General features: G+C 71.8%; 11 protein-coding genes and 7 tRNA genes. 5 read left to right on the top strand and 13 right to left on the bottom strand.

Translation table 11 applies throughout. The features are described from left to right. Positions 1-285: 285 nt before the first annotated feature. Both EDD34_RS08260 and gndA read right to left on the bottom strand, forming a co-directional pair. Positions 286-1,602 (bottom strand): carboxylate--amine ligase, encoded by a 1,317-nt coding sequence (locus tag EDD34_RS08260; RefSeq protein WP_246012253.1) that lies wholly within the window; start codon positions 1,600-1,602, stop codon positions 286-288. Further along, a complete protein-coding gene (gene gndA / locus EDD34_RS08265; protein ID WP_281277752.1) occupies positions 1,599-3,032 on the bottom strand; it encodes an NADP-dependent phosphogluconate dehydrogenase in 1,434 nt (477 codons plus the stop codon). The genes EDD34_RS08260 and gndA overlap by 4 nt, the downstream gene beginning before the upstream one ends. 113 nt (positions 3,033-3,145) lie before the next feature. Here gndA and EDD34_RS08270 point away from each other — a divergent pair, with 113 nt between their 5' ends. Both EDD34_RS08270 and zapE read left to right on the top strand, forming a co-directional pair. Further along, positions 3,146-4,000, top strand: coding sequence for an SDR family oxidoreductase (locus EDD34_RS08270; RefSeq protein ID WP_123814143.1), 855 nt, complete (start codon positions 3,146-3,148; stop codon positions 3,998-4,000). Positions 4,001-4,163: 163 nt separating this feature from the next. Then, positions 4,164-5,240 carry a cell division protein ZapE gene (zapE, locus tag EDD34_RS08275; RefSeq protein ID WP_123814144.1) on the top strand — a complete coding sequence of 359 codons (1,077 nt, stop codon included), beginning with the start codon at positions 4,164-4,166 and terminating at the stop codon, positions 5,238-5,240. A gap of 4 nt (positions 5,241-5,244) precedes the next feature. Here zapE and EDD34_RS08280 read toward each other — a convergent pair whose 3' ends face one another. After that, the gene (locus EDD34_RS08280) at positions 5,245-7,086 is read right to left on the bottom strand and encodes a hypothetical protein (protein WP_123814145.1); all 1,842 of its coding nucleotides are present in this window, start codon (positions 7,084-7,086) and stop codon (positions 5,245-5,247) included. A gap of 10 nt (positions 7,087-7,096) precedes the next feature. Then, positions 7,097-9,274: a glycogen debranching protein GlgX gene (gene glgX / locus EDD34_RS08285; RefSeq protein ID WP_123814146.1), complete on the bottom strand. Its 2,178-nt coding sequence runs from the start codon at positions 9,272-9,274 to the stop codon at positions 7,097-7,099. A 205-nt stretch (positions 9,275-9,479) separates the two neighbouring features. Between glgX and EDD34_RS08290 the strand changes: the two genes are divergently transcribed. The 3 genes from EDD34_RS08290 to EDD34_RS08300 all read left to right on the top strand — a co-directional run bounded on the left by EDD34_RS08290 (position 9,480) and on the right by EDD34_RS08300 (position 13,093). Further along, positions 9,480-9,764, top strand: a complete 285-nt coding sequence (locus EDD34_RS08290; RefSeq protein WP_123814147.1) for a hypothetical protein — start codon at positions 9,480-9,482, stop codon at positions 9,762-9,764. A 117-nt stretch (positions 9,765-9,881) separates the two neighbouring features. Continuing rightward, positions 9,882-10,157 carry a hypothetical protein gene (locus tag EDD34_RS08295; RefSeq protein ID WP_246012255.1) on the top strand — a complete coding sequence of 92 codons (276 nt, stop codon included), beginning with the start codon at positions 9,882-9,884 and terminating at the stop codon, positions 10,155-10,157. 68 nt (positions 10,158-10,225) lie between these two features. Then, positions 10,226-13,093 (top strand): VanW family protein, encoded by a 2,868-nt coding sequence (locus EDD34_RS08300; protein ID WP_123814148.1) that lies wholly within the window; start codon positions 10,226-10,228, stop codon positions 13,091-13,093. 52 nt (positions 13,094-13,145) lie between these two features. Here the strand turns inward: EDD34_RS08300 and EDD34_RS08305 are convergent, their stop codons facing one another. The 9 genes from EDD34_RS08305 to EDD34_RS08345 all read right to left on the bottom strand — a co-directional run bounded on the left by EDD34_RS08305 (position 13,146) and on the right by EDD34_RS08345 (position 15,693). Next, entirely contained in the window at positions 13,146-13,469 is a 324-nt protein-coding gene (locus EDD34_RS08305) for a DUF2277 domain-containing protein (RefSeq protein WP_123814149.1), read from the bottom strand. Between the two features lie 174 nt (positions 13,470-13,643). Then, positions 13,644-13,715 (bottom strand) — tRNA-Val (locus tag EDD34_RS08310). Position 13,716: 1 nt separating this feature from the next. Then, a tRNA-Cys gene (locus tag EDD34_RS08315) sits at positions 13,717-13,787 on the bottom strand. Positions 13,788-13,810: 23 nt separating this feature from the next. After that, a tRNA-Gly gene (locus EDD34_RS08320) sits at positions 13,811-13,883 on the bottom strand. 179 nt (positions 13,884-14,062) lie between these two features. Continuing rightward, positions 14,063-14,935 carry a S1 family peptidase gene (locus EDD34_RS08325; RefSeq protein ID WP_211341528.1) on the bottom strand — a complete coding sequence of 291 codons (873 nt, stop codon included), beginning with the start codon at positions 14,933-14,935 and terminating at the stop codon, positions 14,063-14,065. A gap of 399 nt (positions 14,936-15,334) precedes the next feature. Next, positions 15,335-15,408, bottom strand: a tRNA-Val gene (locus EDD34_RS08330). A gap of 13 nt (positions 15,409-15,421) precedes the next feature. Then, positions 15,422-15,496, bottom strand: a tRNA-Val gene (locus EDD34_RS08335). Positions 15,497-15,507: 11 nt separating this feature from the next. Next, positions 15,508-15,578: transfer RNA gene (locus EDD34_RS08340), tRNA-Cys, on the bottom strand. A gap of 42 nt (positions 15,579-15,620) precedes the next feature. Continuing rightward, a tRNA-Gly gene (locus tag EDD34_RS08345) sits at positions 15,621-15,693 on the bottom strand. Positions 15,694-15,773: the final 80 nt, after the last annotated feature.

The raw sequence follows: 15,773 nt of genomic DNA on the forward strand, positions 1-15,773 counted from the left end.
TCGGGCACCGCCCAGCACCCCACAGTCTGATGTCTTGCACAGATTCTTCACGCCATTTCTTGCCTTGTCCGGATAAAAGCCCATGAGTCGAAGCCGAATCGTTATGACGGGAGAGGTGGCTGCACGCGCGGCCTCCACGACGTCTTCCGGGCCGGCCGGGTGGCGGCAGGTGATTGTCCGGCGCGTGAGGGCACGGAAAACGGCGGACCCATCACGTTCCGTGCCGCTCGGGAGACTCCCGTACGGCACGGACCACGATGGGCCCGCCGTCGCGACCGTCGTCGCTCAGTACCCCGTGCTGGTGGGCTCCGGGTAGTACTGGGCGTACTTGCGCCGGTAGTTCTGCGTGATCGCCTCGACGATCAGGCGGCGCTTCATGCCGGTGTCCCGGTCGTACTTCAGCGGGTTCACCACCTTGCCCTCGGACTTCAGGCGCTTGAGACGCGACTTGAGCTCCGGGTCGAGGACGTACTTCAGCAGCAGCCCGAACGGCACCACCGTGTACAGCACCTCGCTGGTGGCGCGCAGCGGCTGGATCGGCCGGCCGAGCATCTGGTCCTCCACGAGCACGCGGGCCACGTTCGCCCCGCCGGCGGTCACGTAGAAGTTGTTCCGCCCGATGCGCGGGTTGACCTCGAAATACACGTGCCGGCCCGTGCGCGGGTCCAGCTTGTAGTCGAAGTTCGCGAAACCCACGTAGCCGGTCGCGTCGAGGAACCGGGTCGCCGCCTCCATGGCGTCGTCGTACGCCTCCACCAGGATCGCGGCGGGGATGCCGAGCGTGCCCGGCGTGTGCTCCTCCAGCAGCACCCGGCCCGTGGCCAGCAGCGTCACCGTGCCCGACGAGTCGCGGTACGCCGTCAGCGACCGCATCTGCGTCTCGTCGCCCGGGATGAACTCCTGCACCAGGAACGCGCTCGGGTAGCCGGCGTCGACCAGGTGGCCCAGCACCTCGTCGAGCTCCGCGCGGCTGTTCAGGTGGTGGATCTTCGCCTTGCCCGGGAACGACACGTAGTGCCAGTCGGCGCTGTTGGACGGCTTGCCGATGAGCGGGAACTGCAGGTCCAGCTCCAGCTCCGCCACGGCCGCGCGCCCGCCGCCGGCGACGAGCTTGGGGATGTCCGCCACGACGGTGCGCGGCGTCGGGATGCCGAGCCGGTCGCACACCTGCGCGAACCCCTCCTTGCTGGAGACCTGCTCCAGCACCTCCAGGCTCGGGTACGGCGTCACGAACCCGGCCGCCTCGAGCCGCTCCCGGTGCACGATGACCTCGCGCACGAACCAGTCGGCGTTCGTCAGCAGGATCGGCCGCCTGCCCGCGTGCCGCCGTGCGATCTCCTCCAGCGACGACAGGAACGTCTCGGTGTCGTCCAGGTTCGGCACGACGACGTTCTCGACGATCGCCGAGTCCTGCATCGGCCGGGTCCCGACCGACGACAGGACGACACCCGTGATCCCGTACTGCTCATGGAACGCCCGGATCAGGGCATAGGTGCCGACGTCGCCGCCGACCCCCACCGCGACCGTGTTGTCGCCGTTGATCGAGGCGGCCGGCGACCCCGCGCCGCCCGCCTCGTCCAGATCCTTGGGGAATCCCCTCACGCCTCAGCCTCCGTGCGGTCACCTGACCAGTCGGTGTGGAACGTGCCGTCGCGGTCCGTGCGACGGTACGTGTGCGCACCGAAGAAGTCCCGCTGCGCCTGGACGAGGGCTGCGGGAAGACGCGGCGCGCGCACCGCATCGTAGTAGGCCAGGGACGAGGAGAACGCCGGAGTGGGGATACCGGCCTGCGCGGCACCGGCCACGACGCGGCGCCAGGACGCCAGCCCGGCGCTGACGGCGTCGGCGAAGTACTCGTCGGCGATGAGCAGCGGCAGGTTCTCGTCGCGCTCGTACGCCTCGGTGATCCGGTTGAGGAACCCGGCGCGGATGATGCAGCCGCCGCGCCAGATCCGGGCCATGGCGCCCCGGTCCACGTCCCAGCCGTACTCGGCCGACGCGGCCGCGATCTGGTCGAAGCCCTGCGAGTAGGCGACCACCTTCGACGCGTACAGCGCCTGGCGCACGTCCTCGACGAAGGCGTCGCGGTCCTTCACCTCCCAGCCGGCCGTGTGCGCGGGCAGGTTCGCGGCGGCCTCACGCTGCGGCACCGACCCGGACAGCGAACGGGCGAACGTGGCCTCGGCGATGCCGGTGATCGGCACCCCGAGGTCGAGCCCGTTCTGCACGGTCCAGCGGCCGGTGCCCTTCTGCTCGGCCTGGTCGAGCACGATGTCGACGAACGCCTTGCCCGTGCTCGCGTCCTCGTGGCGCAGCACCTCCGCGGTGATCTCCACCAGGAACGACTCGAGGTCGCCCGTGTTCCACTCGGCGAAGATGTCGCCGATCTCGGCCGCGGACGCGCCCAGGCCCTGCCGCAGCAGGTCGTACGCCTCGGCGATGAGCTGCATGTCGGCGTACTCGATGCCGTTGTGCACCATCTTGACGAAGTGGCCCGCGCCGTCGGGGCCGACGTGCGTGCAGCAGGGGACGCCGTCCACGTGGGCGGAGATCTTCTCCAGGATCGGCCCCAGCGACTCGTACGACTCGGCGGTGCCGCCCGGCATGATCGAGGGCCCGTTCAGCGCGCCCTCCTCACCGCCCGACACCCCGGTGCCCACGAAGTGCAGGCCCTTCGCGGCCAGCGCCTTCTCCCGGCGGATCGTGTCGGGGAAGTGCGCGTTCCCGGCGTCGACCACGATGTCGCCCTCCTCCAGGAGAGGCACCAGCTCGTCGATCACCGCGTCCGTCGGGCCGCCGGCCTTGACCATGACGACCACCTTGCGCGGCCGCTCCAGCGACGCGACGAAGTCCGCCACCGACTCCGACGGGACGAAGTCACCCTCGTCGCCGTGCTCCGCCACCAGGGACTCGGTGCGAGCGTAGGAACGGTTGTGCACCGCCACCGTGAACCCGTTCCGGGCGAAGTTCCGGGCCAGATTGCGGCCCATGACCGCCAGGCCGGTGACGCCGATCTGTGCTCGTGCTGACAATGTTGCGCTCCTGTCGTGCGGACGGATCAGTCGCAGCCAGCCTAGTTCCGCGCGCGAAGCGTGCCAGGTCGTGTCCATCCCCTGACCGGCCCACGACCGGTAGCGTCGGAGCCATGACGACCGGGACGACGTCGAAGAGCGCGCCCGGGAGCGCGGCAGGGAGGGCGTCAGGCGACGTGACGGAGCCGACGTCGTCCCCCGTGGTGGTGGTCGGTGCCGGCGGCTACGTCGGCAGCCGGCTGACCGCCGGACTGGCACGGAGCGGCCGCACGGTGCTCGCCGCGTCGCGTCGGCCCCTCCCGGACTCCGCGCCCGACGGCGGATCGTGGCCGGGAAGGGTCCGGCCCGTGACCTCCACGGGCCCGGACGGCCTGGGCGATGCCGTCCGCGAGGCCTGCTCCCGTGACGGACTTCCCCTCCCGGGCGGTGTGATCGCCTCGATCGGCGGCTGGCAGCTCGGCGCCCGCCTGCTCGACGAACCTGATCTCGACGGCTGGCGCGACACGCTCGACAGCCACCTGACCGCCCATCTCGCCGCCGTCCGCGCCCTCGTCCCGGTCCTGCGCGACTCCGCCGGCCCGCATCCCGCCTACGTCGTCCTCAACGGCGCCGCCCGCGACGAACCCATGGCGGGCTCGGGAGCGGTCAACGTCACCGGCGCCGGGCTGGCCATGCTGGTCCGGGTCCTCAACCTGGAGGAAGGGGTGCGCGCCGGCACCGGACCGGGTGAGGCCTGGCCGGGTGAGGCCCGGCCGCGTGAGACCCGGCCCGGCGATGCGCCTGGCCCGGCGCGAACGGATGCCGGGCCGCGGCGTCGCGTCCGCTTCCACGAACTGGTCATCGACCACGCCGTCGCCGGCGACGACCGCAACGTCACCCCGGACCGAACGGTCGCTCCATCCACCGTCACGGCGGCCGTGCTCTCCACCCTGACCACCCCGACCACCCCCGCCGTCGTCCACGTCTGAACCGTCGCGGTCGGTCCTCCGGCCTCGGAGCCGGTCTCTCGGGCGGCCGACCGCACGGACACCGGACCGACCGCACCACCGCACCACCGCACCCAGCGCACCACCGCCGGCTGTGAGGTTGGTCTCCGGGCAGGGGAGGGTGGCGTCAAGGCCGGTAATCTCGATGGACGTGACAGTCACCGACCACGGCGCCCCCGGCACCACCCGTTCCCTGACGGCGGTACGGCCCGAGGTCCCGGCGGACCGGCTCGTCGACGACATGGCGCCACCGCCCCACTTCGCCTCGGCCCGGTTCTCCACCTACCGCGCCAACCCCGGTCATCCCAGCCAGGCCCGCGCCCTCGCCCGGCTCGAGGAACTCGCCGGGCAGGCGGTCGCCGGCGCCCGCCCCAAGCCCTTCGCCGTCTTCCGCAAGAAGGCCTCCGCCCCCGCCGTCTACCTCGACGGCGGCTTCGGTGTCGGCAAGACCCACCTCCTGACCTCCCTCGCCCACGCGGTGACGGCCGAGCTCGGCGAGGGCGCCGTCACCTACGGCACGTTCGTCGAGTACACGAACCTCGTCGGGGCGCTCGGCTTCCTCCCCACCGTCGAGGCCCTCGCCGCCCGCCGCCTCGTGTGCATCGACGAGTTCGAGCTCGACGACGCCGGCGACACCACCCTGATGTCCCGCCTCCTGCGTGAGCTCGCCGACCGCGGCGTGGCGCTCGCGGCCACCTCCAACACGCTGCCGGACGCCCTCGGCGAGGGCCGTTTCGCCGCCGAGGACTTCCTCCGCGAGATCCAGGCACTCGCGGCACGGTTCGAGGTGCTGCGGGTCGACGGCGAGGACTACCGGCACCGGACCACGGTCACCGACGCGCGGCCGCTCCCGGACTCCGAGGTCGCCACGGCCGCGGCGGCCCGCGAGGGAGCCACGCTCGACGCCTTCGACGACCTGCTGGCGCATCTCGCTACGGTCCACCCGTCCCGGTACGGCGCGCTGCTGGACGGCGTGCGGCTCGTGGCGCTGACGGGCGTGCGGCCCGTGACGCGGCAGGACGTGGCGTTGCGCCTGGTCGTGCTCGTGGACCGGCTCTACGACCGTGATGTCCCGGTGCTCCTGGGCGGCTCCGGCGAGCACGGCCTGTTCACGCCGGAGATGCTGGCCGGCGGTTACCGCAAGAAGTACTACCGGGCGCTGTCCCGTCTCGGCGCGCTGGCCGAGGAGGGCCGCGGCGCCCTGACCCCCGCCGGAGGTTGAGGCGTCAGTCCGCCCGGAGGACCGCGACCATGCGGGGCGGGACCGTCAGCGTGTCGCCCACGAGCCGCGTGGCGCCCGGTTCCCAGGCCGCCTGGAGGCGGAAGTCCTCGGGCGCCGGCGCGCCGATGATGCCCTCGCCCGGGCGCAGCAGCGTGGAGATCCGGAGCGCGGCCAGCGCCCCTGACGTGTTCAGCACGAGGGCGCCGCGCCCCCGCACCACGGCGAGCACGGTCGAGTCCGTGGACGTGCGGATGTCGAGCGGCAGTTCGAGTTCGGTGACGATGGCGCGGCGCACGCGCAGCAGGACGCGGCCCCACTTGGCCAGGCGCCGCTCCTCGGCCGTGCGGGGGGCGACCGGCAGGTGCTCGGTGTCCAGCACGAGCGGCGTCCCGGCCAGCGCGGCGAAGGCCATCATGCTGGCGCGCACGTCGACGTCGTCCGCGTCGAGCAGGGCGCGGGCAGGACTCTCCTCGTCGGCCCAGGGAACGGCGAGGGCAGCGCCGGGCATCCGGGTGATGTCCTCGACCACGGCGGCGCCGGCACGCCGCATGCTGAGCCGGTTGTGCCGCGGCCCCTGGCGGACCGCCCGGCGCACGGACGGCGCGAGCGTCTCCGCGAGCATGCGCACGGTGGCCATGTGCTCGGGGCGCCCGGGTTGCAGCAGGAGGCCGGCTACGGTGCTGGTGAGCCGGTCGCTGAGGCCGGGTCCGTCGAGGTAGAGGGCGTACCGGCGCTGGGCGCGCTCGCCCTCGTGGACCACGGAGTCGGCGAGCTCCTGGACGAACGGGATCTGCGCGCGGTCGGCGAGCGCCGGGGTGTCGAGCACGATCCCGTCGAGGTGGAACGTGTGCAGCCAGTGCCGGGCGTTGTCGATGAGGAAGCCACGGGGGCCGAGGCTGCCGCTGCCGTCGAGGTTGATGCGGGTGAGGGCGGCGTCGGTGCGCATCGTCGGGCCGGAGCCGATGCGGGCCGGCTGGCGGCCGGGGCGGCGCAGGCGCGCGGCGCCGAGGGCGGCGCTCAGGTTGATCGGTCCGGTGCGGGGGCGAGCGAGGGGGATCTGGCCCGTGCGCGGCCGCATGGCCTGGGCGGCGCGGGTGGCGGCGATCTGGTCGTCGACCCGGGTGCGGGGGCGGGCGGGCTGGTGGCCGGTCGAGTAGGGGCCGAACGCGTCGAGGCCGAGCTCGTCGGTGACGGCCCACCGGTAGGGCACGTTGAGGACGACGGCGAGCCGGGCGGCGTGCGCGGCGTCGACCAGGTGTTGCAGGCCCGCCGGGCCGCCGAGGTCCTGGGCGACCGAATGGAGTCGGACGCCGCCGGCCGGGCCCTCGTCGGGGTCGTAGGCCGCCACGGGTGCGATCTCGATGCCGTCGACGCCGAGGTCGGCGATCTCGGGCAGGTGGCGTACGACGTCGTCGAACGTGCCGCCCGGCGTGAAGGAGGCGACATCGACGTGGAGCAGGACTCCGGCCGTGAGGTCCGGGGGCGACCAGGTGCCGTCGGACCAGGTGAACGTCGTCGGGTCGAACACGCGGGTGGGCCCGTGGATGCCGTGGGGGAGCCACACGGAGCGCGGGTCGGGCAGGAGGGGGCCGCCGTCGACGGAGAAGCCGTACTCGGTGCCGTGCGGCAGGTCGACGTCGGCCCCCCAGCTTCCCGGGTGGTCGGCGCCGACCAGGCGGAGGGGCAGGTGCTCCGGCTCCTCGTCCGGGTCGTACGGCAGGAGGACCTCGACGACGCGGGCGCGCGGCGCCCACACCACGGGGCGACGGCCGGGGACGGACGACTCGGGGGCGGTGCCGGGCGGGGGAGGGGACCCGAAGGACGGGTCGGGGCTCGGGCCGGTCACGGCGGCAAGCCTAGTCGGCCCCGTCGGAAGGGCGAGCCGGCGCGGTTCCGACGGCTTGCCGCGGGGCAGGGACGGCGCCGGACGGGCGGGTCAGGACCACCACGCTGCGTCCGGTCACGGGGAGCGTGGCGCCCGCGTCGAGCGCGGTCCCGGGGGCGGCGTTGTCGTCGGTGTCGAGCACCACCGTCCATTCCGTCCCGTAGCCCTCGGGCGGCAGCGTGAAGTCCAGACGCTCGGAATGGGCGTTGAGCAGCAGGAGGAACGAGTCGTCCACGATGGGCTCGCCGCGACCGTCGGTCTCGGTGATCGCGTCACCGTTGAGGAAGACGGTGACGGTACGGGCGTAGGACGTGGCCCAGTTCGTGTCGTCCATCCGGTCGCCCGTCAGGTCGAGCCACTCGATGTCCGCCAGGTCGCCGGTGCGCGTGCCCTCGAAGAAGCGTCGTCGGCGCAGCACCGGGTGGTCGCGCCGGAGGCGGACGGTGTACCGGGCGAAGTCGAGGAGGTCCTTGTCCGGGTCCTCCCAGTCCATCCAGGTGAGCTCGTTGTCCTGGCAGTACGTGTTGTTGTTGCCCTGCTGGGTGCGGCCGATCTCGTCGCCGTGGGACAGCATCGGCACGCCCTGGCTCAGAAGCAGCGTGACGAGGAAGTTGCGGCGCTGGCGGGCGCGGAGGCGGTTGACCCCGGGGTCGTCGGTGGGGCCCTCGACGCCGCAGTTCCACGAGCGGTTGTGACTCTCGCCGTCGGCACCCGCCTCGCCGTTCGCCGCGTTGTGCTTGGTGTTGTAGGAGACCAGGTCGTTGAGCGTGAACCCGTCGTGGGCGGTGACGAAGTTGATCGAGGCCACGGGGCGCCTGCCGGTGTGCTCGTACAGGTCACTGCTGCCGGTGAGGCGGCTGGCGAGCTCCGGCAGGGTGGCCGGCTCCCCACGCCAGAAGTCGCGCACCGTGTCGCGGTACCGGCCGTTCCACTCGGTCCACAGCGGCGGGAATCCGCCCACCTGGTAGCCGCCGGCGCCCAGGTCCCAGGGTTCGGCGATGAGCTTGACCTGGGAGACCACGGGGTCCTGGTGGACGATGTCGAAGAACGCCGACAGGCGGTCCACCTCGTGGAACTGCCGGGCGAGCGTGGCCGCCAGGTCGAACCGGAAGCCGTCCACGTGCATCTCCTCGACCCAGTACCGCAGCGAGTCCATGATGAGCTGGAGCACCGTCGACGAGTGCATGAGCAGGGAGTTCCCGGTGCCCGTGGTGTCGAAGTAGTGGGCCTTGTCGTCGTCGACGAGCCGGTAGTAGGCGGCGTTGTCGATGCCGCGGAAGCCCAGGGTGGGCCCGAGGTGGTTGCCCTCGGCGGTGTGGTTGTAGACGACGTCGAGCAGCACCTCGATGCCGGCCTCGTGCAGCGCCTTGACCATGGCCTTGAACTCCATGACCTGCTGGCCCCGGGTGCCGTAGCCCGCGTAGCCGTTGTGCGGGGCGAAGTACCCCATCGTGTTGTAGCCCCAGTAGTTCTTCAGGCCCTTCGCACGCAGCGACGGGTCGGTGACGAACTGGTGCACCGGCATGAGCTCGACGGCGGTCACGCCGAGGCTCGTGAGGTGGTCGAGCACGGCGGGCTGTGCCAGGGCGGCGTAGGTGCCGCGGAGCTCGGGCGGGACATCCGGGTGGCGCATCGTCATGCCGCGCACGTGTGCCTCGTAGATGACGCTGTCGTGGTAGTCCGTGGCCGGCGGGCGGTCGTGGCCCCAGTCGAAGAACGGGTTGACCACCACCGAGGTCATGGTGTGCCCGGCGGAGTCCGTCGTCGTCGGCGAGGCGCCGCGGGCCGTCGCGTCGGCGGGCCGGTCGAACGGGTAGGAGAACAGCGACACGTCACCGTCGACGTCACCGTCCATCGCCTTGGCGTACGGGTCCAGCAGGAGCTTGGCGGGGTTGCAGCGGTGGCCGCGGGCCGGGTCGTACGGACCGTGCACGCGGTAGCCGTAGCGCGTCCCGGGGCCGACGCCGGGCAGGTACACGTGCCAGACATGCGCGTCGACCTCGCTCACGTCCACGCGCTTCTCGCTGCCGTCGTCGGACACGAGGCAGAGCTCCACCCGTTCGGCGACCCCCGAGTAGAGGGCGAAGTTGGTTCCGGTGCCGTCGAAGGTGGCCCCCAGGGGGTACGGACGGCCGGGCCAGGTCTGCATAGGGAGCATCATCACACCCGGTCCAGGGCCGTGCCCAGCATGTTCGCGTCGTGTCCTGCGGAGGTTGTGCGACGGCGGGCGGCCAGGCCTTTGGGCGCACCATCGCTGGTCAGAGTGCGAACACAGTGTGTCGAAGACGTGTCGTGGCCGTGCCCGATCTCGTCAGCGCGGGCATCTGGCGGCGTTGGCTGCGAGGATCGATCTCATGATGACCGAGGCGGGGGAGTCGCAGTCGAACGGTTCCGATGTCGAGGCCGAGGGCGAGGGCGAGCAGACCGAATCCGGTCCGGCCTGGGCCGAGCCGGTGGACGAGTCGCTGGCGTCGTACGCCCGGATCGCGCCGCGGCTGCGCAAGCGGCGCCCGACCCGCAGCGAGGTGCTGGGCGGCGGTGACGCGACGAAGGCGCCGAAGAATCTCGGAATCGGCGAACTCCGGCCGATCACGGGTGACTCGAGCGGCGTCTCCTGGGACGACCCGGAAGAGCTGTAGGGTCCGCTCGGGGCTCGGGGCTCGGGGCTCGGCTCGAAGCTCGAAGCTCGAAGCTCGAAGCCGTGGCCGCCGGTGCTGTGGCCGACGGCGGCCGGTCGCCCGCGTAACCTGGGCGCCGTGGAAGAGACCGCACCTGTCAGCGCCGCGATGCATCGTGCCAAGGCCGATGCGCGGGCCTCGCACGTGACCGTGGGGGACCTGCGGCACCTGCCGGGCGGCCGGGTGGAGACCGACTGCGCCTGCGGGATGGTGCTGACCAACGGGCCCGACTGGTCACTCGACGAGCACATCCGCCTGCACCGCGCGGAGGCTCGCTACCTGGCGGTCAGCGAGGTCGCCCCGCCGGGCATGCCGCGGCTCATCGAGGTAGGGGCCGACCGGCGACCAAGGTGACGAATCGGTCGTCAACGTCTGCGACAATCTCCCCATTCTTCCCCGCTGAGCAGCACGGAGATTGATTGATGGACCGACCCTCGCAGCGTTCGACGCCCCTTGACCCGACGACGCCGGACGAACCCGACCCTGCGTCACCGGACCCGGAGGAGCCGAACGAGGGGGCATCCGGTGAGGCGCCGCCGGACAGCGCGACGTCCGACGGGGCGGTGCCGGACGCTTCGCTGCGGGACGGGGCGGTGCCGGACGGGGCGACGCCGGACGGGGCGACGCCGGACGGGGCGACGCCGGACGGGGCGACGCCGGACGGGGCGACGCCGGACGGGGCGACGCCGGACAGTTCGACCCAGACCGAGCCAGCGCAGACCGATGCGACGCAGACGGAGCCAGCGCGGACCGATGCGGCGCTGAGCGGGGCGGCGCTGGTCGGGCCGCCGGAAGGCGAGTCGCCGGCCGGTGACGTCCCTACGGGCACGGCATCGGGTGATGGCGACGACCAGCCCGCTGAAGAGGCATCCGGCGGGGGAACGTCGGCGGATCAGGCGGCGCAGCTCCCTGCCGGAGTCGGTACCGGCGCTGACTCGGCGGCCGAGTCCGAGGAAGCCGTGGGGGGAGGTGCCGCGTTCGAGGCCGAGCCTGTTCAGCAGGTCGGAGCTGAAGCCGACGTGGCCATCCGCGCAGAGCCGGTGGACGGCGAGGGCGACGGCCACAGCGAGATGGTCGGCGACGGCAAGCGAGTCGGCGGAGGCGATGCGGACGGCACCGGCGATGCGGGCAGTAGCAGCACCGGCGACGCCGACAGCGCGGGTGACGCCCATAGCGCTGAGGACGCGGATCGCGACGGCGACGTGGATGCCGACGGCGCGGCCCGCGACGAGGGTGGTGTCGCGGTCCGGGATCGCAGCGACGGCGAGAGCTTCGCCCCGCCTCACGACGTCCAGGTGATCGCGCTGGCCCTGGTCGAGGCCGCGACGGAGGACGCCGCCCGGGTGAGCCCGGCGCCGACCGCACCGACGTCCGACCTCGCACCGGATCCCGCGCCGGTGGTGCCGCCCTTCCCGATGCCCCTCCCGCCCGGGTCCTCGCCGCGCGAGACCGCCGCGTCCGCCCGGGCCGTCGTCGTCCAGCGTGCGCGTGACCTGCGGGCATGGTGGACCGGTGTCGGGCCGGACGGTGAGCGGGCCGCGGACGGCGCCGCGACCGCGACGCGGAACCGCAGGATCGGGATCGGTGCCGCGGCGGCCGTCGTCGTCCTGCTCGTGGTCTATGCGATCACGGCCGCCGTGCACGGCGACGTCGTGCCGAAGGGGACCACGGTCGCCGGGGCCGAGGTCGGTGGGCAGAGCACGGCGGAGGCCGCGGAGACGCTCGCCGGCGCGCTCGCCGAACCCGCCGCGAAGCCGGTGGAGCTCGTCGCCGGTGAGGCGTCGACGACGCTCGACCCGATCGCGGCCGGGCTGGCGGTGGACGTGCCGGCCACCGCCGACTCGCTCACCGGCTTCAGCCTGAGCCCGGCGCGGGTGTGGCGGCACCTGTTCGGCGCCGGGCCTGCCGCCCCGGTACTGGAGGTGGACGACGAGGCGTTCGCGGCCACGATCGGCGGGCTGGAGGACTCGATGGCGGTCGCCGCCGTCGACGGTGCCGTCGCGTTCGCCGGCGTGACGCCGACGGCGACGCCCGCCCAGAACGGCACCCGGATCGATCCCCGGGCCGCGGCCCGCGCGATCACGTCCGCGTGGCTTGTCGTCGACGGCCCGGTGGAGCTGCCGACGCTGACGGTTCCCCCGGAGATCACACAGGAGGAGACGGACGCCGCCCTCGCCGAGGCCGAGAAGATCGTCTCGGGCCCCGTCGCGGTGAGCGTCGGTGGGCAGCAGGCACAACTGCCGCCGAAGGTCCTGGCGGCGGCGGCGAGTTTCGTGGTGAAGGACGGCGGACTCGCCGCGCGGTTCGACGGGGCCACGCTGACGCGGGCGATCGTCGAGCGCACCGACAACCTCCTGACGATGGCCGATGGCGCCCAGTACGATTTCGCGTCCGGCAGGCCGAAGGTGATCGGCGGCGAGCTGGGTACCACGCTCGCCGACGGGCCCACGCGGACCGCGATCCGCACCGCGGCACTGGGCGACGAACGCACGGCGACACTCAAGGTCGTGCACCAGACCCCCGAGAACTCGACCCAGGCGTTGCGGGCGATGGGCGTCGAAGAGGTCGTCGCGGAGTTTTCCACGCCACTGACCAGTGACTACGTGCGTACGCAGAACTTGATCCGGGGCGCCGAGATGATCACCGGCGACCTGATCCGGCCGGGGGAGACGTTCTCCCTCGTCTCGGCGCTGTCCCCGATCACCCTGGCGAACGGATACGTGGCCTCGGGGATGATCATCGGCGGACAGCACATCGACGGTGTCGGTGGCGGGCTGTCACAGATGGCCACCACGACGTACAGCGCCGCCATGATCGCCGGGTTCGAGGATGTGGAGCATCACCCGCACTCGTACTGGTTCGAGCGCTACCCGGCGGGCCGCGAGGCCACCATCGCCGTGGGGAGCAAGGACATGAAGGTGCGGAACAACACACCGTACGGTGCCGTGCTGCAGTCGTGGGTGGCCGACAACCAGCTGCACGTGCGGATCTGGAGCACGAAGTTCCTCAAGAACACCTGGACGGACGGTGAGAAGCGGAACATCGTGCCTCCGGGCGTGGTGACCAGCACGGATGCCGGGTGCCTTCCGTACCCGGGGGGTGAGCCGGGTTTCACGATCACCGTCGACCGCCTCGTCGAGCGGATCAGCGACGGCAAGGTGGTCATCGAGCAGTCCTACACCACCACCTACCGGCCGGACCATGGCCTGGCCTGCGTGACGCCCGAACCCCCGGAGCCTCCGGAGCCGGACAACGACACGGCTCCGACGCCGCCGGGTCCGGACGGCTGACGAAACCGGCCGCGGCGTCGGACCCTGTGTGACCGGCCGGGCCTTCGCCGGTTCAGTGCTGGTGGGCGATGCCGAGCTCGTGCATGCGCTCGTGCTCCTCGCGGGCGCGCTGCCGTTCGACGATCCGGGCCTGTACCTCGGCGTGGCGCAGCGGTGGGACGGACTTGGGCGGCTGCCGCCGGGCGGGCAACTCGTCGAGCAGCCGGCTGACGATCGTGGCGATGTCGTCCGTGGCTCGCTCGACGGGTTCACGCGTGGCAGCGGACACCTTCGTCACCCCGGTCACCTTGCGGACGAACTGCAACGCCGCGGCGGCGATCTCGTCGTCGGTCGCGGGCGGCTCGAGCCCTCGCAGGGCAGTGATGTTGCGACACATGCCTCCGACGCTACGCCGCGCCACCACGCTCGGAAAGCCCTGCCTCACCCATCGCACCGGCGAGGGGGTTCGGGGGCGAAGCCGCCCGAGCGGGGTGTGGGGGCTGCGCCCCCGCGAGATATGACGAGGCGGAGCGGTCCAACCATGTTGGACACACTCCGCCTAACCGTCTCGTGCGCGATACTGGGATCGAACCAGTGACCTCTTCCGTGTCAGGGAAGCGCGCTACCGCTGCGCCAATCGCGCGAGGTGGGTACGGGATTCGAACCCGTGTATACGGCTTTGCAGGCCGCTGCCTCGCCTCTCGGCCAACCCACCGCGAGGGCTCTCACCCACGTCAGAGCGGACGACGAGATTCGAACTCGCGACCCTCACCATGGCAAGGTGATGCTCTACCAACTGAGCTACGTCCGCACGATTCCGGCTCGCTTCCGCGAACCGGCGCTCCAGAAGATTACGGGACGCACCGGCCAAAGGTCCAATCGGACGGACGGTTCGTCGACGGGCGTGGGTCACACGGGTCGTGCGGGCGTGAGTTCGCGACCGCACGACCCGTGGTGGTGCGTCCGGCCAGGTCGAGCCGGACACATCCGTCAGTAGATGTCGACGCCGTACGCGTTCAGCGCCTCGGTCACCGGCTGGTAGAACGTCGTCCCGCCGGTACGGCAGTCACCGCTGCCGCCGGAGGTGAGGCCGATGGCCTTGCTGCCGTCGTAGAGCGGGCCGCCGGAGTCCCCGGGTTCCGCGCAGACCGTCGTCTGGATCATGCCCCGGACGGTGCCGCCGCCCTGGTAGCGGACGGTGACGTTCAGTGCCGTGACGGTGCCGCTGTGCGTGCCGGTGGTGGAGCCGGTGCGGGTGACGCGCTCGCCCACGTAGGCGTCGGCGGCGGTGTAGCCGCCGGGGTGGCTCAACGACGGGTTGTCGTAGCTGACGAGCGCGTAGTCGTTGCCGGGGAAGCTGGCGGAGACGGTGTCCCCGATCAGGGTGGACTGCGACGGGTCGGCGTACCAGGTGCGCACGCTCTTGCCGCAGTGGCCGGCGGTGAGGAAGTAGTAGTCGCTGCCCGACCGGACGTTGAAGCCGAGCGAGCAGCGGTAGCCGCCGCCGTAGATGGCGTCTCCGGCCGACAGCAGCGGCCTGAACTCACCGTGGGTGCGCTCGACGTCGACCGATCGTGCGTGGGGCCCGGCTTCCTTCCGGATCGCGGCGATGTCGGCGGCGCTGACGGTCGAGTCCGCGGTGACGACGACCTTGCCGCTCGCCTTGTCGGTGTACCAGGCCACGCCGTCGACGCCCGACCTCTCGACCGCGCTGTGCGCGGCGGCGAGCTGCGATGCCGCGACAGGGAGGTCCACGGGCCGGGCCACGGCCGACGTGGCGACGACGCTCGACGCCGCCAGGCCGAGTCCTGCGGCGAGTGCCACGATCCTGGTGCGGATTCCGGTTCGGGGGATGCTTCTCATGGTCCCTCCAGAAGGACAGGGGCGATGCGGTCTGCTCACCCGTCGTGGCGAGCGGGCGCACGTCGTTGTGCGCCCCGCTCTCCGGGAAAAGTGTGCAGGAAGTGTGACCGACGACACAAGGGTTTGTCCCATATTGCCCGAGACGTACCCATCAGTGATGCTGCGGGGGCTCACGCAGGACCCGCGCCAAGTGGGGTGCGGACAAGCCTCGCGAGGTGCGGCCGAAGGCGACCGGCGCGTACCCAGAACACCGCACCACGGCCGGGAGGTTCGGGAGGCGAAGCCCGGGGGGTTCGGGGGGCGAAGCCTCCCGAGCGGGGCGTGGGGGCTGCGCCCCCACAAAAACGACGAGACGGAGCGGTCCAACCCCGTTGGACACACTCCGCCTATTCCGTCTCGTGGGCGATACAGGACTCGAACCTGTGACCTCTTCGGTGTGAACGAAGCGCGCTAACCATCTGCGCCAATCGCCCCTGGTGGGGTAAGTGGTGAGCGATACTGGGATCGAACCAGTGACCTCTTCCGTGTCAGGGAAGCGCGCTACCGCTGCGCCAATCGCTCGAGTTCGTGCGAGGTGGGTACGGGATTCGAACCCGTGTATACGGCTTTGCAGGCCGCTGCCTCGCCTCTCGGCCAACCCACCGTGAGGATGCTCCAGCAAGTCGAGCACGGGAGCGGGCCTCCGAGCGGACGACGAGATTCGAACTCGCGACCCTCACCATGGCAAGGTGATGCTCTACCAACTGAGCTACGTCCGCATAGCCGGACCTGACGGGGTTTCCCGTGCGCTCCGGCGTGGTCTGAACATTAATCGAACATCGGCGTGGCCGTCCAATCG

Origin of the sequence: Myceligenerans xiligouense (assembly GCF_003814695.1) — a bacterium.
Lineage (GTDB): Bacteria > Actinomycetota > Actinomycetes > Actinomycetales > Cellulomonadaceae > Myceligenerans > Myceligenerans xiligouense.